Below are 21,195 nucleotides of genomic sequence, written 5' to 3' on the forward strand. Positions count from 1 at the left end.
CGGGCGTCAGCGATCGGGTGCGGCTTCGGGACGGGCGTACGTACGTCCCTTCCAGGCCGCACCACGCCCTCGGTAGTGCTGCACCGCCGAGTCGACTGTCATGAGCAGATAGAGGAGAGCAGTGAACGGGAGGAGCGGAGCGAGCCACAGGGTCTGCCGGTAGTAGCGCAGCATCGGGATGTACGTCCCGGCCATCACCGCCCACGCCAGCAGCCCCACCCAGCCCGCCACCGCGTCCCCCGGCGCATCCGCCCTCACCGCGACGTACACCGCGAAGGGCGGCGCGAGATACACGACCGCCAGCCCCGCCACCGTCCCGGCCAGCAGCAGCGGACTGTGCCGGAGCTGGGCGTACGCGCATCGCGACACCATCCGCCACAGATCGGCGAACCGGGGGTACGGACGCACGCTGTCCACCCGCTCCGCGAGGCCCAGCCAGACCCGGCCGCCGGCCCGGCGCACCGCCCGCGCGACCGCCACGTCGTCGATCACCGACTGGCGCACCGAGTCCGGAATCGCCGCCCGCTCGGCCGTGTCCGTACGCAGCAGCACACACCCGCCCGCCGCCGCCGTCGCCCATGCCCGCTCCTTGTTGATCCAGCGGAACGGGTAGAGCTGGGCGAAGAAGTACACGAAGGCGGGCACGACCAGGCGCTCCCAGCCCGTGGCCACCCGCAACCGCGCCATCTGCGACACCAGATCGAGGCCTTGCGTCTTCGCGGCCGCGACCAGCTCGCACAGGCTGTCCGGCTCATGAGCGATATCGGCATCCGTCAGCAGCAGATACTCGGGACGGCGGGTGCGCGCGAACTCGATGCCGTGCCGCAGCGCCCAGAGCTTGCCCGTCCAGCCCGGCTCCGGTTCACCCGGCGAGGTCACGGTCAGCGGCAGCCCCGCGTACTGCTCGCCCAGTTTGCGCGCCAGATCGCCCGTACCGTCCTTGCTGCCGTCGTCGACGAGGACCACCTCGGCCTCACCCGGATAGGACTGCCGCAGCAGCGACGGCAGACTCTCGGGCAGCACGGCCGCCTCGTCCCTGGCCGGTACGACGATCACGACGGACGGCCAGCTGTCCGGCGCCGTACGCCGGGGCAGCCGCTGGTCCGTACGCCAGAAGAAGCCCTGCCCGAGGAGCAGCCACAGCCAGGCGGCCAGGGAACCCAGGGCGATCCACGCAAGGGTGCTCATTCGCCGCAGTGTGCCCCACACGGGCGGGACCGCAAGGGCCGTCGGCTAGGGTAACCGGGTGAAGATCGCGCTCATGGACTCCGGAATCGGCCTCCTCGCGGCGGCCGCGGCGGTGCGCCGGCTTCGGCCGGACGCGGATCTCGTCCTCTCCTGCGACCCCGACGGGATGCCATGGGGCCCGCGGACCCCGGAAGAAGTCACCGAGCGGGCCCTCACCGTGGCCAGGGCCGCGGCCGCACACCGCCCCGACGCACTGATCGTCGCCTGCAACACCGCCTCCGTCCACGCGCTGCCCGCACTGCGTGCCGAACTGGAGCCCGCGCTGCCCGTCATCGGCACCGTGCCCGCCATCAAGCCCGCGGCGGCGGGCGGCGGCCGCGTCGCCATCTGGGCCACCCCCGCCACCACCGGCAGCCCCTACCAGCGCGGGCTCATCCGTGACTTCGCCGACGGAGCCGAGGTCACCGAGGTGCCCTGCCCCGGGCTCGCCGACGCCGTGGAGGAGGCGGACGAGACCGCCATCGACCGGACCGTGGCCGCCGCGGCCGCACTCACTCCTTCGGACGCATGCGCGGTCGTCCTCGGCTGCACCCACTACGAACTGGTCGCCGAGCGCATCCGCGCCGCCGTCTGCGAGGGCCGTCCCGAAGGGCTCGCACCTCTCGTGCTGCACGGCTCCGCCGGTGCCGTCGCGGCGCAGGCGCTGCGCCGTATCGGCGCAGCTCCCGCGCCTGCCGCCACGTCGAGCGGCCTGCTGACGGTGCTGCTCAGCGGGCGGGAGTCGGAGCTTCCCGCGGCCGCCAAGGCGTATGCGGAGGGCCGATCGCTGGGCGCGGTGAATCCAGTCACGCCCACGCGCTGAGGCGCCCGCCGACAGGACCGGTCCCCGGAGCCGTCCATGCCCGTGCCCACCAGGCCGAGCGCGGTGATCGGGAGCCGCTCTCCGCATCCTCGGCGGACCCGGACGAGGCAGTGCCCACGGAGCGGAACGTGAGTACGCTGCGAGCATGACGGACCACCCCCGTGGCAAGGGGCAGGCCGTAGAGCCACTGCCCGCACTCTGGACCGGTCGTGCGACGAACCGCCTCCAGTGGGTGCTCGCCGTGGCCGGCGCGGCCTGCATGGCGCTCGGCATCGAGCTGGCCGTCGACTCACCCTGGACGTCGGGCGTCATCGCCCTGCTGATGTCGGTCATCGGCTGTGTCGCGGCCGGGCTGCTGATGCTCTTCGGGACACTCGCCTTCGTCCATGTGGCGGTACGGGTCGACAGGGACGCCATGGAAGTGCGCTGCGGCCACATGGGAGTGCCCCGTCGCAGAATTCCGCTCACTCAGGTCGTGGGCGCCGAGTTCGTACCCAAGGTGACGCCGTGCCACTGGGGTGGCTGGGGCTGCCGCTGGCGCCCGGAGAAGGGCACCGCCGTCATCGTGCGCAAGGGCGAGGGCATGGTGCTCACTCTCGGCGACGGCCGCACCTTCACGGTCACGGTGGACGACGCCGAGACGGCGGTCCGGGTGATTCGCGACCACATGCGGCCCGGGGCTTCGGCGGGGACGACGACGGCCGGGATATGAGCAGGGCGGGGTCCGAGGAGGGTGAGGTCTGAGGAGGCGGGTCCGAGGAGGGCTCGCAGCCCACGCGATCCGTGACCCGTGCCCGTGACCCGTGCCCACGACCCGTGACCCGCGATCCGCGCCCGTGACCCGCGTGGCCGGGGCCGGCGCCACCGGCGTCGTCATCGGGTGCCACTGCCGGACGTCATGCCGGTGGCCGGCGCGGACGACTCCGGCGCCGGACGCGCCATGGCCAGGCCCGCCAGCAGCCCCGCCCCCGCCGTGACCGGAGTGAGGCTCAGCGCGTCGCCCAGGGTCGCGAGGGCCGCCAGTGCCGTCAGCGCGGCACCCGCACTCAGCACCACCGGGGTGGGCCTGGGCGAGCGCCACAGCCCGTACAGCATCCAGCAGTACAGCGCGCCCAGCAGCAGCACTCCGACGAGGCCCTGCTCCGCCGCCTGCTGGAGCGCGGCCGAATGCGGGGTGCCGTCGGGAACCAGCGACAACTGCGCGGCGGGGCTCAGTTCGCCGAACCGGTCAGGGCCCGCGCCCAGCACCGGGTGCGCCCTCGCGAGGTCGGCCGCGTCCTGCCACAGCAGCATCCGGTCCGCGCCCAGTCGGTCCTCGAACGGGCCGGTGAACCATCGGGGCAGCGCGTCCTCGGCCATCGCCCAGCAGGCCCCGGCCACCAGCGCGGCCGCCATCGCGAAACCGGCGAGCGCCGGCAGCCGTCGGTGCGTGCGGCCCGCTGCCAGCGCGCACAGGACCACTGCGGTCGCCGCCACGCAGCCCGATGCCGACCCCCAGGCGAGGGCCGTGCCGGCCGCCGCGACGGCCGTAAGCCACAGCAGCAGGCGTGCCGCCGGTGGGCGTACGGCGGTGGCGGCGCAGCAGGCCGCTCCTGCCGACAGCACCAACAGCGCCGCCGCCGACCCAGCGTGTCCGGAAGGCGCCGGCCCCAGACCGGTCACCGCGCCGTGCTGCTCGGCGACGGCCAGCGCGAGCGCTCCGGCCGCGGCGACCACCGTGCCCGCCACAGGGAGCAGCGATCCGCAGATCCGTCCGCACGCGTAGCCGGCCGCGACGGCCAGCACGGCAAGCAGCACCCCCTCGGGGCGTGCCTCCCGGCCCGCCGCGCTGATCAGTGCCCATGCCGCACAGCAGCCGAGCAGGATCACGCCGGCCGTATCCGGTGCGCCCCCGTGCTCCCGGAGATCCCCTGGCTCGTCACGGTGCCCGAGGCCTGCCGTGATCGAACGTTCCCGCGCGGCCGACCGGTCCGCCGGTGCTGCCATACCGTCCCCCGACCCGTGGCGTGCCCCACCCACCACACTGGCGCACACCGTAACGGCAGAGCGGTGTTTTGTGGATGGATTGCACAGCAATCGTGCGGCCGTGTGCTGGTGGGAGGACGTCCGAGCGCTCCCGGGCGGCCCGGCCGGGCTGACGGGACAGCTCCGTTCCGCCGTAGACTCCGCCAGGTGAGCGCCACCATCACCCCCGCCGAGACCAAGCAGCCCGTCCCTCCTGCGCGCGACCGGGCCGGGCGGCTGCTTCGGCGGCTCGCACGGCCCGCCGCTGCCGTGCTCTCCGGCGTGCTGCTCTATCTGAGCTTCCCCCCGCGCCCCTTGTGGTGGCTGGTACTGCCCGGCTTCGCGCTGCTCGGCTGGTGTCTCCACGGCCGGCGACCGCGGGCCGCGCTGGGGCTCGGGTACCTCTCGGGCCTGGGCTTCCTGCTGCCCCTGCTGATCTGGACGGGCGAGGAGGTGGGCGCCGTTCCGTGGCTCGCACTCGCCGCCGTCGAGGCCTTGTTCGTCGCGGTCTTCTGTGTGGGCATCGCGCTCGTGTCGCGGCTCCCTCTGTGGCCGGTGTGGGGCGCGGCCGTATGGATCCTGGGCGAGGCGGTCCGCGCGCGGGTGCCGTTCGGCGGGTTCCCCTGGGGCAAGATCGCCTTCGGCCAGGCGGACAGCCTGTTCCTGCCGCTCGCCGCGGTGGGAGGGACTCCGGTCCTCGGCTTCGCGGTCGTCCTCTGCGGGTTCGGTCTGTACGAGACCACGCGCCGTGTCCGTGACCAGCGCAGGAGCGGCGAACTGCCCCGCGGACCGCTCGCGGCCGCCCTGCTCACCGTGTTCGTCCCCGTCACCGCCGCGCTCGCCGCACTGCCCCTCGTCGACGACTCCGCCGAGGACGGCACGGCGACCGTCGCGGCGGTCCAGGGCAACGTGCCGCGCCTCGGCCTGGACTTCAACTCGCAGCGCCGTGCGGTCCTCGACAACCACGCACACCGCACCGAGCAGCTCGCCAGGGACGTCGCGGCGGGCAAGGTGGCCCAGCCGGACTTCGTGCTGTGGCCGGAGAACTCCTCGGACCTCGACCCGTACCGCAACGGCGACGCTCGGCTGGTGATCGACCAGGCCGTGCGGGCGATCGGCGTACCGACCGTGATCGGGGCCGTGCTGACGCCCGAGACCGGTCCGCTCCGCAACACGCTGATCACCTGGGACCCGGAGCGAGGACCGGTCGCGACGTACGACAAGCGCCATGTCCAGCCCTTCGGCGAGTACATCCCGATGCGGTCCTTCGTCCGCCTCTTCAGCTCGGACGTCGACCGGGTGCGCCGGGACTTCGGCCCCGGGAACAAGGTGGGCGTCTTCGATCTCGCCGGTACCAAGGTCGGACTCGCGACCTGCTACGAGGCGGCCTTCGACTGGGCGGTGCGGGACACCGTCACCCACGGTGCCCAGCTCATCTCCGTACCCAGCAACAACGCGACCTTCGGGCGCAGCGAGATGACCTACCAGCAGCTGGCGATGTCACGCGTACGGGCCGTCGAGCACAGCAGGGCCGTCGTCGTGCCCGTCACCAGCGGTGTCAGCGCGATCATCCGGCCGGACGGGAAAATCGTCCAGCAGACGAGGATGTTCACCCCGGACGCGCTGGTCGCCGAGGTGCCGCTGCGCTCCTCCCTGACCCCCGCGACACGGATGGGCACGCTGCCCGAGGGCCTCCTCGTGGCGCTCGCCCTCGGCGCCCTGGGAACGGCCGGCTACGCCCGTGCCCGAGAGCGCCGGGCCTGCGCCGGTTAGGGTCGGTGCATGGGTACTCCCGATTTCATCCGCGAGATCCGGGCCACCGCCGGCCACCAACTGCTCTTTCTGCCGGGAGTCAGCGCCGTCGTCCTCGACGACGACGGACGGGTGCTTCTGGGAAGACGCGCCGACACCGGTAACTGGTCGATCATCGGCGGTATCCCGGAGCCGGGCGAGCAGCCGGCGGCGGCGGCCGTGCGGGAGGTGTACGAGGAGACCGCCGTGCGCTGTGTCCCCGAGCGGATCGTGCTGGTCGAGACCTTCGCGAAGCCGGTGACGTACCCCAACGGCGACCAGTGTCAGTTCATGGACGTGTGCCTGCGCTGCCGGGCCGTGGGAGGCGAGGCGCGCGTCAACGACGAGGAGTCCCTGGAGGTGGGCTGGTTCTCCGTGGACGCGCTGCCCGAACTCCAGGAGTTCGCCCTGTTCCGGATCAAGCAGGCACTATCCGATGGCCCGACGTGGTTCGACTCCACGGCGACTGACTGAACTATGGGCGCTGACCACATCGGTCGGCGTCTGCGGTGTCCCTAGGGTGCGGAACATGACCATGAACCCGGGTCCCGCCCCTCACCCCGTCCCCTCCGCCGGCCGGCCGTCCGTCGCTCTCGACCTGGGCGGCCGCACCGCCCTCGTCACGGGGGCGGCAGGCGGGATCGGCCGAGCCTGTGCGCTGCGGCTCGCGGCCGCGGGGGCCAAGGTCAGGGCGGTCGACCGGGAGCCGGCCGGGCTCGACACGCTCGTCGAGCAGGCCCTCGGCATGGGACTGGCGGGCGCCGTCGAACCCCATGTCCTCGACCTGACCGACCTCGACGCGGCCGAGGACGCCGCCGCGGGGACCGATGTACTCGTCAACAACGCGGGGCTGCAACTCGTCCGCCCCATTGAGGAGTTCCCGCCGGAGGTCTTCCACACCGTTCTGACCGTGATGCTCGAAGCTCCCTTCCGGCTGATCAGAGGCGCACTCCCGCAGATGTACGCACAGAGGTGGGGCCGAATTGTCAATGTGTCGTCCGTGCATGGGCTGCGCGCCTCGGCCTTCAAGTCCGCTTATGTGGCTGCCAAACATGGGCTGGAAGGCCTCTCCAAGACCGCCGCCTTGGAGGGAGCCGCCCATGGGGTCACCTCCAACTGTGTCAATCCGGGCTATGTCCGCACCCCACTGGTCGAGAAGCAGATCGCCGACCAGGCGGCGGCCCATGACATTCCGCAGGAGCGGGTCCTCACCGAGGTGCTGCTGAAGGACTCCGCGCTGAAGCGGCTCATCGAGCCGGAGGAGGTCGCCGAGGCGGTCGCGTACCTCTGTACGCCGCAGGCGTCGTTCGTCACCGGCACCTCATTCGTTCTGGACGGCGGCTGGACCGCGCACTGAGCCGGTTCCGGGCGGACGCGGTCCGGCGATGCGGTCCGGCGATGCGGTCCGGCGATGCGGTCCGCGAGGCCCGCGAAGAGGTCCGCGGAAGGCAGGTTCCGCCCGGGGGCGGGTGACGGAGTTGTCCACATGGGCCGCGTCGTCCACAGGGGCTGGCGGGACCCCCGGCACGGCAGGTATCCCTTTGACCATGTCCCACGATCAGCTCTCCTACCTGGAGCTCCTCGCACGCGGCGCCGCCGCGGAGGCGTACGACAGGCCCGTGCTGCTCGCCCGTGCGAGCGGCGCGGGCCCCGAGACGCTGTCCGGCCTGGAGCAGGCCAAACAGCTCGCGCTGCGCGTGCGGGCCGAGCTGGAGGGCAGACGCCGCCGGGAGGCGGAGCTGTCCGCGCTGTTCGAGACCGCGCACGACCTGTCCGGCCTGCGCGACCTCGACGCCGTGCTGCGGGCCATAGTCCAGCGCGCCCGGTCCCTCCTCGGCACCGAGGTCGCCTACCTCAGCCTCAACGACCCGGCGGCCGGAGACACGTACATGCGGGTCACCGAGGGCTCGGTGTCGGCCCGCTTCCAGCAGCTGCGGCTCGGCATGGGGGAGGGGCTCGGCGGACTCGTCGCCCAGACGGCACGACCGTATGTGACCGACAGCTACTTCGACGACGAACGCTTCCAGCACACCCGCACCATCGACTCGGGCGTTCGGGACGAAGGCCTCGTCGCCATCCTCGGTGTGCCGCTGATGCTCGGCAGCCAGGTCATCGGCGTCCTCTTCGCCGCCGACCGCCGCGCCCGGGTCTTCGAGCGGGAACAGGTCGCGCTGCTCGCCTCGTTCGCCGCCCACGCCGCGGTCGCCATCGACACCGCCAATCTGCTCGCCGAGACCCGGACCGCGCTGGCCGAGCTGGAGCGGGCCAACGCGATCATCCGCGACCACAGCGCCGTCATCGAGCGGGCCTCGGACGTGCACGACCGGCTCACCGAACTGGTCCTGCGCGGCGGCGGAGTCCATGACGTCGCCGCCGCCGTGTCCGAAGTCCTCGACGGAACCGTCGAGTTCGCCGACCCAGGCACCCCCGCGCTCGCCGCCCTGGAACTCGGCGACGCCGACGGCCACGCCGTACGAAACGGGGACGACTGGGTCGCCGCCGTGTCGGCCGGCGGGGAGCTGCTGGGCGCGCTCGTGCTGCGCGGCCACCCCGCCCTCGACCCCGTCGACCGGCGCACGCTGGAGCGGGCCGCGCTGGTCACCTCGCTCCTGCTGCTGGCCCGTCGCTCGGCGGGCGAGGCGGAACAGCGCGTGCGCGGAGAGCTGCTGGACGACCTGCTCGACGCACCGGGACGCGACCCGCACCTGCTGCGTGAGCGCGCGGCCCGGCTCCACGCCGACCTCGACGCACCGCATGTCGTGCTCGCCGCCCGGATCGACGCCACGCCCGACGCCGGTGGCACGGACCGGGCCACCGCCGACCGCCAGCGTCTGTGGTCCGCGGCCTCGCATCTCGCGGCCACCCGTCACGGCCTCGCCGCGGCCCGCGACGGCGGCACGGTCCTGCTGCTGCCCCTCGGCCGCGGGGACAGTGCCACCGACCTGGCGCGCCAGACCGCCAAGCAGCTCGGCGGCACCCTGCGCGAGCCGGTCACCGTCGGCGCCTCCGCCCCGGTCGGCGCGCCCGCCGGTACCCAGGGATCGGTGGCGGCGGCCTACGCCGAGGCGCTGCGCTGTGTCGAGGCCTTGCGCCTGCTGCGCCGGTCCGGAGAGGGAGCGGCGGCGCAGGACCTCGGCTTCCTGGGACTGCTGCTCGCCGACACCGGCGACATCGAGGGCTTCGTCCACCGGACGATCGGACCGGTCGCCGACTACGACGAGCGGCGCGGCACGGATCTGGTGCGCACGCTCGACGCGTACTTCGCGAGCGGCATGAGCCCGGCCCGTACGAAGGACGAACTGCACGTCCACGTCAACACGGTGGCCCAGCGTCTGGAGCGCATAGGCAGGCTCCTCGGCGAGGACTGGCAGTCGCCGTCCCGCGCCCTGGAGATCCAGCTGGCGCTGCGGCTGCACGCGATATCCGCGGCTGTCGCGCGCTGACGGGAAACGCGGCAGGGCCACGTGGACCGTTGCGTACGGTCCACGCGGCCCCGGAGCCGTCCCGGTCCGTCAGGCGGATGTCGGTGCGTCGGCGGCGGTCACCGCGCCCCCGGCATCCCGGTCTCCGCTCTGCCCGGCCGTCACGTCGGCCAGGTCCCGGTCGCGCGTCTCCCGCGCGCAGGCGATGGCCACGACCGTCAGCAGAGCGGCGGCGATGACGTAGAGCGCGATCGGCGTGGAGTTGCCGTAGTCGGCGAGGAGCGCCGTCGCGATCAGCGGCGCGGGCGCCCCGGCCGCGACCGACGCGAACTGGGCCCCGATGGACGCACCCGAGTACCGCATGCGCGTCGCGAACATCTCCGAGAAGAAGGCCGCCTGCGGCGCGTACATGGCGCCGTGCAGAATCAGCCCGACCGTGACGGCGAGCAGCAGACTGCCGAACGACTTGCTGTCGATGAGCGCGAAGAACGGGAACATCCACAGGCCCACGCCGACCGCGCCGATCAGATACACCGGCCGCCGCCCGATCCGGTCCGACAGCGCACCCCAGAGAGGAATCACGGCGAAGTGCACCGCGGAGGCGATGAGGACCGCGTTGAGCGCGGTCTGCTTGCTCAGACCCGCCGAGGTGGTCGCGTAGACGAGGATGAACGCGGTGATCACGTAGTAGCTGATGTTCTCCGCCATACGCGCGCCCATGGCCACCAGGACGTCCCGCCAGTGATGCCGCAGCACCGCGACCAGCGGCATCTTCTCCACCTGGTCGGAGGCCGCTTTGCGCTCCTCGGCCTGCGCCAGCGCTGCCTTGAACACCGGCGACTCATCGACAGAGAGACGAATCCACAAACCGACGATCACCAGCACACCGGACAGCAGGAACGGTATGCGCCAGCCCCATGAGGTGAACGCGGCGTCCGACAGGAGCGCGGTCAGCGCCGACAGCACACCGGTCGCCAGCAACTGCCCCGCCGGCGCCCCGGTCTGCGGCCACGACGCCCAGAACCCGCGCCGGCGGGCATCCCCGTGCTCCGACACCAGCAGGACGGCTCCGCCCCACTCCCCGCCGAGCGCGAACCCCTGGACCAGCCGCAGGACCGTCAGCAGCACGGGAGCGGCGGTGCCGATCGTCGCATGCGTCGGCAGCAGCCCGATCGCGAACGTCGCCCCGCCCATGAGCAGCAGGCTCAGCACCAACAACTTCTTGCGCCCGAGCCGGTCCCCGTAGTGCCCGAACACCAACGCCCCGAGCGGCCGCGCGGCGAACCCGACGGCATACGTCAGGAACGACAGCAGGGTGCCCACGAGCGGATCGGACCCGGGAAAGAACAGCTTGTTGAAGACCAGCGCCGCGGCTGATCCGTACAGGAAGAAGTCGTACCACTCGATGGTGGTGCCGATGAGGCTCGCGGCGACGATGCGCTTGAGCGAGCTGGGAGCTGGTGGAGCGGTTGCGGGGGCGGCCATGGACACCACTTCCGGACAGTTGGCGGGGACGTTTGTGTGTCGCCACACCGTAGGAAGCCGCAGGTCAGGGTCACATGTGGTGGGACACCATAGTTCCGGGCCTCGGAGTGCATGCGCCCACCATGGAGCCGGTAGTGGGATCTCCAATGGGGCCGCTCCCGTGCTGACTTGGTGCTGACTACGCTGCGTTGAACTCGGACATCTTGGGGATGAGGTCACGTCCGTTGGAATGGTGTATCGACGGCCACGCGGTGATCTCTTCCTGAGGCTATGCGGTGAGTTCGGTGGGGAGTGTCGGGTTGTCGGTTTCTGACTCGGTCGGGTGGAGGCGGACCTTGTCGAGGAGTTCGCGGCCCATGTAGCGGCGGGCCTCGGTCCACTCGTCGTTCTGCTCGGCCAGGACCGCGCCGACGAGTCGGATCACGGCGGTGCGGTCGGGGAAGAACCCGACGACGTCGGTGCGACGCCGGATCTCCTTGTTCAGTCGTTCCTCCGGGTTGTTCGACCAGATCTGTCGCCAGATTTCACGCGGGAACGCGGTGAAGGCCAGCAGGTCGTGCTGGGCGGCGTCCAAGTGGGCCGCTGCCTTGGGGAACTTGGCCTCCAGCGTGCCCTCGGCCACGACGTGACCATCGCCCCCACAACCTGACAGTCACCCACACCACAAACTCAGTCCAACGAAGGCGCCAGCATGCCCTGACCCGAGAGATCCTGCGGTGAGACACACTACGGACAACGACACCCGTGGCGACGTGCACCTTCACGCCATATCTACAGGTGGCTTGCATCTGGATTTGTAGTGGACATTACCGCCTCAGGCTGTGAAGATCCCCACGCTGTCATACGCGAGGGGGGCCTCACACATGAGAAAACGTTATAGACCTGCCACTTCCCGTACATTGGTGTACGGCGCCTATGTAATGGCCGGTGTCCTGGCCATCGGGCTCGGTACGCCTGCGGGGACCGCCACCGCTGTTGCCGCTCATCCGGTGGCGTCGGCGGCGGCAGGGCCGGATGACTCTGGCCATGCGGCGATCGGCGCGGCGCGCCTGCGCGCGGCCATGTTCGGGGAGCGCGTGGAGGTTACCGCGCTGCGTACGGAGAGCTCGACCACCTACGTCAACCCCGATGGCTCCGTGACCGAGGAGTCCACCACTGGGCCGACGAGAGTCAAGGACGGGGACGGCGCTTGGCGGGACGTGGACACCACGCTCGTCCACCGCGACGGGGGCGTACGGCCCAAGCAGGCCGCGGCCGACATCCGCTTCTCCGGGGGCGGTTCGGGTCCCCTCGCCGAGGTCAACGAGGGGGACCGGACCCTCGGCATCGGCTGGGACGAGCCTCTCCCTGCACCGAGCATCCAGGGCAGCCGTGAATGAGTCCGACCCTCTCACCTGGCGCCGATACCGATCCGCCAACTATGTCGACGGATCGCATGACTCGACGACCGAGCCGTCGCTCATCGTCACCTACAACTCCGCGCCGACAGCTCCCGGGGCGTTGAACGTCAGCCCGCTCAAGGCGGGCACGACGCTCACGACCGCAGGGTCGCTGACACCCATGCTCCAGGCGAAGGTCGACGACAGCGACGTCGAGTCCGCTCTGATCACGGAATTCCAGGTCGAACCGGACCCCGCTTTCGCGGACACCACCTACACCTGGACCGGGAAGACCGCGGAGTTCGCTCCGGGTGCTGTGGCCACGACGCAGATTCCCACCGCGTCTGCACTGCCGGACGGCAGTCATCTGCGCATGCGTGCGCGCACCAGTGACAGTGTCGACACATCCCCCTGGTCCAGCTGGACGACCTTCCGGGCCGACGCGAGCGACGTGCTGCCCGCCGACCTTCCCACGCAGCTACAGGCCGGAGCGACGGACACTTCCTCACCCCTGGTCACGGGCCTTGTCACCTCGCCCAACGGCGGCATGGTCGAGGCCCAGTTCCGGCTCGGCAATGCCGCCGGAACCCAGACGACCCTCGGCACCCAGCTCGTACCGTACGGCGAGCGCGCCGGTTTCCAAGTTCCCGCCGACCGTCTCACTTCCGGCGGCCCGTTCAACTGGTCGATGAGAGCCTGTTACGCCGGCAAGTGCTCGCCGTGGACCGAGAAGGCCGCGATCGCCGCGGGTTCCGGTGCGGAGCCGACCCCGACGGCCGCCGGTACCTCGGCGGATCTAGCGCTCACCAAGGCCACCGTCTGCACCGGCTCGGGCTGTGCCGGGGAGACCAGCACCGCGCTGAAGGCCGGAAGTGTCTCGGGCAAGGACTGGCGCACTTACCTCAAGGCCGACGTGTCGAAGATCCCGGCCGGTGCGCGAGTGACCAACGCCGTGCTCAAGCTCCAGTCGAGCGCGACGACCCCCGACCTGGACCTGCACGCCCTCAACGGGGCTTGGGTCCCGACCGGGACAGGAAGCGAGCTGGACGCCGTCACGGCCCCGGAGGCCAACCTGACGGCCACCTCGCCGTGGACCATCGACGTCACCGGCCTCGTCACCGGCTGGACCGACGGCGCGAACGCCAATCATGGCCTGGTGCTCCGCAAGCCCGACAGCGCGCCGAGCACGGCGGGCATCAGCTTCACCTCGGCCACGCTCGCGGTCGAGTACGGGGCGCCCACGCGTCCCTCCCCGCCCACCGCGGTCCGCGCCCTCGCCGGGGACAAGGGGGCCCTGATCACATGGGGTGCCAGCGAGGACAGCGGGTACAACGACACAGTGCTCAGCTACGAGGTAAAGGCCGTCGACTCCTCCGGTGCCGTGGCGGCCACGCGGACGACAAGCGGCACGGACATAGTGATCACCGGCCTCATCAATGCCGCGACGTACACCTTCCGGGTCAGCGCGTCGAACGCGTACGGCAGTAGTGACACTGTCACGAGCGAGGCGGTCCAGCCGTTGAGTGCCCCGATGGACAGCGCCACGTACACGCAGACCATCGGCGAATACCTCGAAGCCGGCGCGTCCTTGACGACCGGCACGCACAACAGTGCAACGGCCGCGTTGAACGGACGCCCGAACGCTGCCAAGTACGCGTGGCTGCTGAAGGCGGAAGAGTCCTGGCTGGTCGACACCCGGGACGCCCTGAAGGCGGACGGCCTCACCTACACGTCGATCACGTCCGCCCTCTCGGAGGCCCTGGTGATGACCGCCGTCGACGGATCGGTGGCCGTCCGTGCCGTGGTGAGCGAGCAGCGGACGCTCGCGGACACACCGTCTGACCCGGAGACGAGCGAGGCGACCGTCCTCTACACCTTCTCGGACGGGGACGCTCCCGTGCTGCGCGGCAGGATGAACGCCGGGCAGTACGAACAGCACCTGGCGAAGGACGACGACGCCCTCGGTTCGGTGACCTACGGCACCGTGGAGGACGACAGCGCCGCCACGGTGGCTCGCCGCACGGTCACTCTCGAGGCTGGCATGCCCTCTCCGTACGCGGGGCAGTTCACGCCGTACGCCAACATCAACGCCAGCGGCACGGCAAAGTGGGCGAGGGATCACTGGAACTCCCGTCATGAGTATGGTCAGGACTGCACCAACTTCGTTTCCAAGGCGCTTTACCACGGCGGCGGCATGCGCATGAAGGGTGTGAACAAGGACAAGAAGAGTGCGAACAACTGGTGGCGGCTCAAGCACGCGGCGCCGCCACACTCCGGCGGCGGCTTCTACTACACCAACTCCCATTCCTGGACCGTTGCCGACACGATGCGGCTGTTCCTGGCCCGGCACAGCAACGGTGCGGTGAACACGGAGACCAAGCAGAAGTACGCCAAGGTCGGTGACGTGGTCTTCTTCAACTGGGGCGGCAGAGGCGGATGGGACCACGCTGGTGTCGTCACCAAGATGGCCAACGGAAAGGCCTACGTGAGCGCACACAACAACAACCGTCTGAACCAGCGCCTTGACGTCTACGTCAACAGCCAGAGGGGCACATGGGCGGACATCGTCCACGTCAAGCCGGGGTGGTACTGATGGTCGGACTTCCCGAACGTAGATGGGTCATGGCGGCGGTCCTGTCCCTGTGCCTCGGATTGGCCGGCGCCACCTGGTGGCTGCTCCGCGAGCCCGCCCCCTACGCACTGCGGGATGCGCCCGCTGTGAACGTGACGGTCCGGCCCGTGGAGTCCCGCTACCCCGAGGCGGAGGAGGTCGCCCGTGAGGTCGAACTGCTCGTCAAGGTGTACGTCCAGCGCCTTCAAGCCGGTGACGCCTCGGACCTCGCCCGTATCGGAGCCCCGTGGTACACCGGCAAGGAGGGGGCGGCACGGAGCCTGATCTCCAGGCACGGCATGCACGCCGATGAGCCGGTCGAAGCAGTCGTATCGGACCCCGTTGCACCGGGTCTGGCTACCGTCGAACTTCGCTTCCGCGACGGGCAGCGACAGATGGTGGATCTCACCCAGAACGACGATGTGTGGTGGCTGGCACTGGGGAACGGTGATCCTGTAAAGCCGTAGGTATCGGCCTCCCACGCGTGAGTGCAACCGCTGCCCACAAGTACTCTTGTGGGCAGCGGTTGCTGCATGCCCTCGATGCGCGGAGTGAGCCGGCGTTCCCGGACTGCCGAGGATCACCACCCGTGTCGTGTGGGCACTTCTCCGAGACCAGCGGCACTACGAACTCACGCCACCAGCAGCAATCGCCCAATAGGACCTCTCGCCGATCGCGAACTTGATCGACCAAAGCCGACTTCTCAGGGAGGATCCCATCAGCATTGACCCATGACGCTGAGGAGATCCCTGTGATCACACAAGGAGTGCAGGTCACAGGCCGGTGCAGTGCCTGCGGAGGCACGACCACCTGCGATGTCGGTCAGTTCTTCGACCGCGGCATGCTCTGTTGGGGCACCGAAGGGCAATGCGCGGACTGCCCGAATGGGTGGTGCGAGGAAGACAGCGGTCCCGTCACGCCCGAGCACATTCGACAGGCTCTGCTGCAAGCGCACGGGCCGGCGCAGCTTCGCCTGTCTGGAGACGTGCCGAGCCTTGTTCCTGTGCTGCAGGCCCTCCGCAGTGCACAGGAACTGTCCCTGGGCGAAGCACGAGCGAAGGCAACGGAACTCGCCGAGACAAGGCTCATCGGCACGCTCGTCGAGATGGAGATCCTGGCTGTTCACCTTCGGAGACGAGCCATCACGGTGAGCGTTGAACCAGCGACGTAGCCCCGTCTGCACAGCACCTGCGCGGCTTGACAACGGCATTGAGAAGTCTCGGGGTTGGCAGGTCCTCGGCCACCTGCCCGCAGCCCTCGTGACTCTTGCCCCCTTCTTCGGGAGCGGTGTACTTCTTCCAGGAAAGCGGGCGTTACTACCAGCTCGCGCACCGAGACATCGCCGCACTCATACACTGCCTGACCGAATTCCGGAAACTCGTAGAAACTTACAAGGAACCCGCCCCCGATATCGATGACCTGGTCGACGCGTTCCGTGAAGCAGTCAACGCATTCGATCCGACTCCGCTGAACGACCCGAGTCTGAATGGAACCGCATGCTCGAGGAAGTGCTCGAGGAAATGTGGTAGACCACCCAGATTTGCTTCGCGCGACCTGCCGGAACGCCTAGCACAAGGAGATGGCTGGCTACATGCAGGCGACGGAGCGAGTGAGGTCTGCATGATCTGGTGCCGGTGGGACCAGACGTCCCAGAGCCGGCGTACGGCGGCGGTTCGGCTCTGGAACAGCTCGAAGTCGGCAACTGCCAGCTGGACAGCGGCATGCAGCACGGCTGGCAGCACCTCTGGTCTTGTTCAGCTGCTTCTCGTCGGCGGCCTCGACCAGCTCGTTCACCAGCTTCGTGGCCAGCGTGCAGCGGACGCGGTAGCCCTTCCTCGCGGATCCTCGACACCAGCCAGGGCCTGCTGAACGGTAGGACCGGCACCTGTACCACCTGCCACCGTTCCCTGCCCAAGACAGCCACCACCGGCCCAACCCCAAGAGCCGGAGCAACCTGACGGAGCCCTACTGGACCGCCTCGAGGATCATCGCGTTGGCGAGTCCGCCCGCCTCGCACATCGTCTGCAGGCCGTACCGTGCTCCCCGCGCGCGGAGCGCGTGCACCAGGGTGGTCGTGAGCCGGGTGCCGCTCGCGCCCAGCGGGTGGCCGATGGCGATGGCACCGCCGTGCACGTTGACCTTGGCGAGGTCGGCGCCCGTCTCCTGCTGCCAGGCCAGGACGACGCTGGAGAAGGCCTCGTTCACCTCGAAGAGGTCGATGTCGTCGATCGTCAGACCTGCCTTGCGCAGCACCTTCTCGGTGGCGGGGATGACTCCGGTGAGCATGAGGATGGGGTCGGAGCCCGTGACCGCGAAGCTGTGCAGCCGGGCGAGCGGACGCAGGCCGAGACGCTCCGCGGTCTCGCTGCTGGTGATGAGCACCGCCGAGGCGCCGTCATTGATCGGGCTCGCGTTGGCGGCGGTGATGTTCCAGCCGATCTGCGGGAACCGCTCCGCGAAGCCGGGGTCGTAGTAGGCGGGCTTGAGGCCGGCGAGGATCTCGGGGGTGCTGGACGGCCGCATGGACTCGTCGCGCGTGAGGCCCTCCAGCGGGGCCGTCTCGGCGTCGAACAGGCCGGCGTCCCACGCGGCCCCTGCCTTGTGGTGGGAGGACACGGCGAAGGCGTCCATCTGCTCCCGGGTGAGTGACCACTTCGCCGCGATGAGCTCGGCACTGATGCCCTGGGGGACGAGGCCCTCCGGGTAGCGCTCGGCGACTCCGGGTCCGAAGGGGTCCTTGCCGGCGGGCACGTTCGACCACATGGGCACACGGCTCATGGACTCCACGCCGCAGGCCACGACGATGTCGTACGCGCCCGACAGCACACCCTGGGCGGCGAAGTGCACGGCCTGCTGGGAGGAGCCGCACTGCCGGTCCACGGTGGTCGCGGGCACGGCCTCGGGGAAGCCCGCGGAGAGCACGGCGTACCGGGTGGTGTTCATGGCCTGCTCGCCGACCTGGTCGACGGTGCCGCCGATGACGTCGTCGATGAGCGCCGGGTCGATGCCGGAGCGCTCGACGAGGGTGCGCAGGGTGTGCGCAGGGTGTGCGCGAGGAGTTCCACGGGGTGGACATGGGCCAGGGCGCCGTTGGGCTTGCCCTTGCCCACCGGGGTCCGTACGGCTTCCACGATCACGGCGTCACGCATGGTAGCGGCCTCCTTGCCCGGTGATACCGGGGCGTCGTTACTGGTGAGTAGGACATCCGGATCCACCATAACTTCGTGAGTTTGAAAAGCTAACCCTCTCCTGGGTTGCAGGTATGGCCGCCACCAAAGATCCGCGCCCCTGCTCCAGCACCGACTCTTCTTCGACCCAGCGCACCATCACCCTCGACAGGAACGCTTGGTCGCATGGAGCACTTCACCGTCGGGGAAGGCGCCCCGGTGCGTCCCGCAGCGCTCGCGCACCTCGCCCACGTCCAGGACGTACGCAGGGGGCCGAATCGTTCGGCCGTCTCGGCCGGCCAACGAGACTCCGCCGACGGCCGGCCCGCCGTGAGGGAGCGAGGTGGTGGACGCCGGCCGAATGGACAGGACTGGCTGGTGGCGCCCCGTACGCGAGGGCCCGTTCCTGACGTCACCCCTACGGCGGTCGGCCCCGTCGATACGCGTCGTTGAAGGCCGACGGGGCGCGGCATGCTGAAGACCGACGGGGCGCGGCATCAGGAATCTGTCATGGTCTGCGGTCACCGCGTCAGAAGCCCGTAAGCAACGCGCAGGGCGCCGCGCCGCCGCCGTCTCCTGGGACTCACGGGGCCACGAGCAGAAAGGGCGGGACCGTGCGAGGACGAGTCGTGGTGGGTACGAACGGGACTCTGGGAAGTCTGACGGCACTGCACCGGGCAGCCGCCGAAGCCCGCACGCGGGACGTGGAGCTGTTGGTCGTGCTGGCCTGGCTGCCGCCCGGGACCGGGCTCGGCAGCCGCCGCTGCTGCGACACGTCGTTGCTCGCCGAGTGCCGAGCCGCGGCTTGCGAACGATTGCGGGAGATCCTGGACACCGTATTCGGCGAGAGCCGGGCCGGCGTGACGCCGACCGGGCTCACCGTACGTGGCACACCGGGCGCCGCGCTGGTGGACGCGGCTCGTGACTCCGAAGACCTCATCGTGGTCGGCACGGGCTCGCGCGGCCCCTTGCTCCGTGCCCTACGGCCGTCGGTGGCCCGGTACTGCCTGGCCCACGCGCCCTGTCCGGTCCTCGCGGTGCCGCCCAGCCCGCTCCAGGGGGAACTCGGCGCCGTCCATCGCCGCAACATGTGGCGGATGCCTCTCGACGCCCGCGAGCTGGCGCAGTGACTCTCGTGCCGGAGCCACCGTTCGCGCAAGCCTTCCACCGACCGCCGACGCCTTCCTCCGCCTGACCGGTCAGGCGGCCGCATTCCTCGCCTGGTTGAGCGCCGCGCAGTGGCGAGAACGTTCTGGTCGGTGCGTCAGCGTTCCGTCAGTGTCGGGACCATTGCCGTCAGCGTCCCGTCATGGAGTGCCGGAACCACGGGAGGCATCGGCATAGCGTCGGCGAAACGCCCCGGACGTCTCCCCGCCCGGGGCGCTCTCCTTGCTCACTTCGAGGATCCTCGATCCGCCTCCGGGCGAGCGACGGCGAGGCCTCGCCCGGAGGTAGCCGCCACCCGGCGCACCAAGGAGTCGAAGCAGGCTCCCCTTGCCTGGACATGCGTGTCACCGCGATCTACGCCGCGATTCTGGCCGTGTCGACTCTGGCGGCGTAGTGAACGTGTTCCTGAACGAGCCGGAATCCGGCGGTCCAGGCCAGCAGACGGCTGGGGCGATTGTCCCGCGAGCAGGTCCAGCTGGCCGTACGCCCACGGGCCCTGACGTCCGCGCAGAGAGCGATGACACAGGCGAGCGACAGATGGCTGCGGCGATGACCGGGGACGGTGCCGCAGGCGATGTCCTCGTACGCGCTGCCGAGGAAGTAGGTGCAGGCCACGGCCAGGATGCGGTCCTTACGGAAGGCCGCCCAGCCGAGTCCGGAGGCGGCGAGCCCCGAAGGACCTCCCCAACTGCCATGGATCCAGGCCAGTTCCGGGCCCAGCGCGGCAAGTGCCTGAGTGTCCGCGGGCGTCAGTCGGCGAATGGTCACGCCCCTCGGCGGACGGGGCGTGCGTGCCGGAGCCTGGTGCGTGTAGACCATGCGTTCCCAGGGATGCAGCTGGTCGAATGAGGAACCCAGGAGCGGCAGGAACCGGCAGGGCGCCATGATGTAGTGGCCGGCGAACGGCGCCAAGGCCGCCACGGCGAGGGCCTGTGGATCACCTGCCAAGCGCACGTGGTCCGCGCAGCTGACGGCGACAGCCCTCGGCCGCACGGGGCGGTCGGCCCACCAACTGCCCGTACCTGTACTCCGTACGTGCTCGGGCAGCGCGGCGGGTCCGGGAGCTCCGGGGGGAAACCACACCGTGAGCGAGGGGACTTGGTGTGGTGCGAGCGAGATCACGAGCGTTCCTCTCATGCTCGGACACGGGGGCGGCCCTGGAAGTGGGCCGCCCCCGTGGGAAGTCAGCGCTGGCCGGCCTTGCGGCCGTGGTTCGCCTTCTTCTTGCGGCGAGCCCTCTTCTTGCGTGCGCGCTTGGACATGGAGGTGGGGATTCCCTTCAGGCGGTTCAGGCGGTTCAGGCGTTCAGGTGTTCTGGTGGACGAGGACGTCCGCGAGCTTGGTGAGCCGCTTGACGGTGCGTTCCTCGGTGGCGCCCGGAGCCGGCTCGACGCGCCGGTCGCGGTCGTAGTAGGCGCCGTTGACGATCTCGACGGCCGGGTCGCACAGGCGCACGATGTTGGCGGCGCCCTTGGCGGGTGTCGCGCCGTCGTGGGCGTAGAGGGGGAGCAGGTCCGTGGCGCAGATGCCGGGGTGGACGGAGACGGCCGTCACGCGCGGGTCGGCGGCGAAGACGGTCAGCGCCAGCTGTGACTGGGCGTAGGCGGCCAGCCGGGAGTAGCGGCGGGCCCGGTTCGGGTCGCTCCACTGGATGGAAGCGGTGCGGTGCAGTGAGGAGGACACGTTGACGACGCGACCCCCCGGGTCGCTGGTGAGCGCCCGCTCGAGGAGGTTGGTGAGCAGGTAGTGCGCCAGGAAGTTGACCTGGAAGGCGAGTTCGTTGCCGTCGGCGGTGACGGTGTGGCGCTCGGGCGCGGCGATGGCGGCGTTGTTGACGAGGACGTCCAGGTGCGGGTGCTCGACGACCACCCGGGCCGCCATCGCCTCCACCTCTTCGAGGCGGGTGAAGTCCGCGGCGAACGTGCACAGGCGTGCCGCGTCGATGCCGGCGGTGGCGACGAGAGCGTCGGCCGCGGCCTGCGCCTCGGCGGCGGTGCGGCCGTGCACGAGGACGGTCGCGCCGCGCTCGGCGAGAAGCCGGGCGGTCTCGTAGCCGATGCCGGAGGTGGCACCCGTCACCAGGACGGTGCGGGTGGAAAGGTCTGATTCAGGCATGGAT

At 70.4% G+C, this 21,195-nt stretch carries 17 protein-coding genes and 4 pseudogenes; 12 read left to right on the forward strand and 9 right to left on the reverse strand.

Annotated elements, in window-relative coordinates:
• Positions 1–6: 6 nt before the first annotated feature.
• Positions 7–1,188 carry a glycosyltransferase gene (locus ACIQMR_RS19395; RefSeq protein ID WP_401388378.1) on the reverse strand — a complete coding sequence of 394 codons (1,182 nt, stop codon included), beginning with the start codon at positions 1,186–1,188 and terminating at the stop codon, positions 7–9.
• Positions 1,189–1,246: 58 nt separating this feature from the next.
• Here ACIQMR_RS19395 and ACIQMR_RS19400 point away from each other — a divergent pair, with 58 nt between their 5' ends.
• Complete coding sequence (locus ACIQMR_RS19400) at positions 1,247–2,050, forward strand: glutamate racemase (RefSeq protein WP_401388381.1); 804 nt, start codon at positions 1,247–1,249, stop codon at positions 2,048–2,050.
• Positions 2,051–2,195: 145 nt separating this feature from the next.
• Complete coding sequence (locus tag ACIQMR_RS19405; protein ID WP_401388384.1) at positions 2,196–2,762, forward strand: hypothetical protein; 567 nt, start codon at positions 2,196–2,198, stop codon at positions 2,760–2,762.
• Between the two features lie 161 nt (positions 2,763–2,923).
• On the opposite strand, the gene ACIQMR_RS19410 is transcribed toward ACIQMR_RS19405, so the two are convergent.
• Positions 2,924–4,036 (reverse strand): O-antigen ligase family protein, encoded by a 1,113-nt coding sequence (locus ACIQMR_RS19410; protein WP_401388387.1) that lies wholly within the window; start codon positions 4,034–4,036, stop codon positions 2,924–2,926.
• Between the two features lie 186 nt (positions 4,037–4,222).
• Between ACIQMR_RS19410 and lnt the strand changes: the two genes are divergently transcribed.
• From lnt to ACIQMR_RS19430, 4 genes are all read left to right on the forward strand, one after another.
• Positions 4,223–5,827 carry an apolipoprotein N-acyltransferase gene (gene lnt, locus ACIQMR_RS19415; RefSeq protein WP_401388390.1) on the forward strand — a complete coding sequence of 535 codons (1,605 nt, stop codon included), beginning with the start codon at positions 4,223–4,225 and terminating at the stop codon, positions 5,825–5,827.
• Positions 5,828–5,836: 9 nt separating this feature from the next.
• Positions 5,837–6,319, forward strand: coding sequence for an NUDIX hydrolase (locus ACIQMR_RS19420; RefSeq protein ID WP_401388393.1), 483 nt, complete (start codon positions 5,837–5,839; stop codon positions 6,317–6,319).
• Positions 6,320–6,374: 55 nt separating this feature from the next.
• On the forward strand, positions 6,375–7,202 hold the full coding sequence (locus ACIQMR_RS19425) for a 3-hydroxybutyrate dehydrogenase (protein WP_401388396.1): 828 nt from the start codon (positions 6,375–6,377) through the stop codon (positions 7,200–7,202).
• A gap of 190 nt (positions 7,203–7,392) precedes the next feature.
• On the forward strand, positions 7,393–9,288 hold the full coding sequence (locus tag ACIQMR_RS19430) for a helix-turn-helix domain-containing protein (RefSeq protein ID WP_401388399.1): 1,896 nt from the start codon (positions 7,393–7,395) through the stop codon (positions 9,286–9,288).
• Between the two features lie 69 nt (positions 9,289–9,357).
• On the opposite strand, the gene ACIQMR_RS19435 is transcribed toward ACIQMR_RS19430, so the two are convergent.
• Together ACIQMR_RS19435 and ACIQMR_RS19440 are read right to left on the reverse strand one after the other, a co-directional pair.
• Positions 9,358–10,752 carry an MFS transporter gene (locus ACIQMR_RS19435; protein ID WP_401388402.1) on the reverse strand — a complete coding sequence of 465 codons (1,395 nt, stop codon included), beginning with the start codon at positions 10,750–10,752 and terminating at the stop codon, positions 9,358–9,360.
• Between the two features lie 268 nt (positions 10,753–11,020).
• Positions 11,021–11,359: pseudogene (locus ACIQMR_RS19440) on the reverse strand (transposase); the annotation flags it as partial.
• 295 nt (positions 11,360–11,654) lie between these two features.
• Between ACIQMR_RS19440 and ACIQMR_RS19445 the strand changes: the two are divergent.
• The 5 genes and pseudogenes from ACIQMR_RS19445 to ACIQMR_RS19465 all read left to right on the forward strand — a co-directional run.
• Complete coding sequence (locus ACIQMR_RS19445) at positions 11,655–12,131, forward strand: hypothetical protein (protein ID WP_401388406.1); 477 nt, start codon at positions 11,655–11,657, stop codon at positions 12,129–12,131.
• Positions 12,124–14,724, forward strand: coding sequence for an amidase domain-containing protein (locus ACIQMR_RS19450; protein ID WP_401388409.1), 2,601 nt, complete (start codon positions 12,124–12,126; stop codon positions 14,722–14,724). The genes ACIQMR_RS19445 and ACIQMR_RS19450 overlap by 8 nt, the downstream gene beginning before the upstream one ends.
• Positions 14,724–15,209 carry a hypothetical protein gene (locus ACIQMR_RS19455; protein WP_401388412.1) on the forward strand — a complete coding sequence of 162 codons (486 nt, stop codon included), beginning with the start codon at positions 14,724–14,726 and terminating at the stop codon, positions 15,207–15,209. Before ACIQMR_RS19450 ends, ACIQMR_RS19455 begins: the two co-directional genes overlap by 1 nt.
• Before the next feature lie 284 nt (positions 15,210–15,493).
• The gene (locus tag ACIQMR_RS19460) at positions 15,494–15,913 is read left to right on the forward strand and encodes a hypothetical protein (protein ID WP_401388415.1); all 420 of its coding nucleotides are present in this window, start codon (positions 15,494–15,496) and stop codon (positions 15,911–15,913) included.
• Between the two features lie 95 nt (positions 15,914–16,008).
• Positions 16,009–16,209, forward strand: a pseudogene (locus tag ACIQMR_RS19465) (SUKH-4 family immunity protein); the annotation flags it as partial.
• Positions 16,210–16,455: 246 nt separating this feature from the next.
• Here the strand turns inward: ACIQMR_RS19465 and ACIQMR_RS19470 are convergent.
• Together ACIQMR_RS19470 and ACIQMR_RS19475 are read right to left on the reverse strand one after the other, a co-directional pair.
• Positions 16,456–16,584, reverse strand: a pseudogene (locus ACIQMR_RS19470) (AAA family ATPase); the annotation flags it as partial.
• 123 nt (positions 16,585–16,707) lie between these two features.
• A pseudogene (locus ACIQMR_RS19475) lies at positions 16,708–17,891 on the reverse strand (thiolase family protein).
• A 647-nt stretch (positions 17,892–18,538) separates the two neighbouring features.
• On the opposite strand from ACIQMR_RS19475, the gene ACIQMR_RS19480 reads away from it, so the two are divergent.
• Positions 18,539–19,039: a universal stress protein gene (locus ACIQMR_RS19480; protein WP_401388418.1), complete on the forward strand. Its 501-nt coding sequence runs from the start codon at positions 18,539–18,541 to the stop codon at positions 19,037–19,039.
• Between the two features lie 391 nt (positions 19,040–19,430).
• On the opposite strand, the gene ACIQMR_RS19485 is transcribed toward ACIQMR_RS19480, so the two are convergent.
• The 3 genes from ACIQMR_RS19485 to ACIQMR_RS19495 form a co-directional block, all read right to left on the reverse strand.
• Entirely contained in the window at positions 19,431–20,159 is a 729-nt protein-coding gene (locus tag ACIQMR_RS19485) for a GNAT family N-acetyltransferase (RefSeq protein ID WP_401388880.1), read from the reverse strand.
• A 101-nt stretch (positions 20,160–20,260) separates the two neighbouring features.
• Complete coding sequence (locus ACIQMR_RS19490) at positions 20,261–20,338, reverse strand: 50S ribosomal protein bL37 (protein WP_381951490.1); 78 nt, start codon at positions 20,336–20,338, stop codon at positions 20,261–20,263.
• A gap of 43 nt (positions 20,339–20,381) precedes the next feature.
• A complete protein-coding gene (locus tag ACIQMR_RS19495) occupies positions 20,382–21,191 on the reverse strand; it encodes an SDR family NAD(P)-dependent oxidoreductase (RefSeq protein ID WP_401388421.1) in 810 nt (269 codons plus the stop codon).
• Positions 21,192–21,195 lie beyond the last annotated feature (4 nt).

It is taken from the genome of Streptomyces sp. NPDC091376, assembly GCF_044757085.1.
Classification (GTDB): Bacteria; Actinomycetota; Actinomycetes; order Streptomycetales; family Streptomycetaceae; genus Streptomyces; species Streptomyces pratisoli.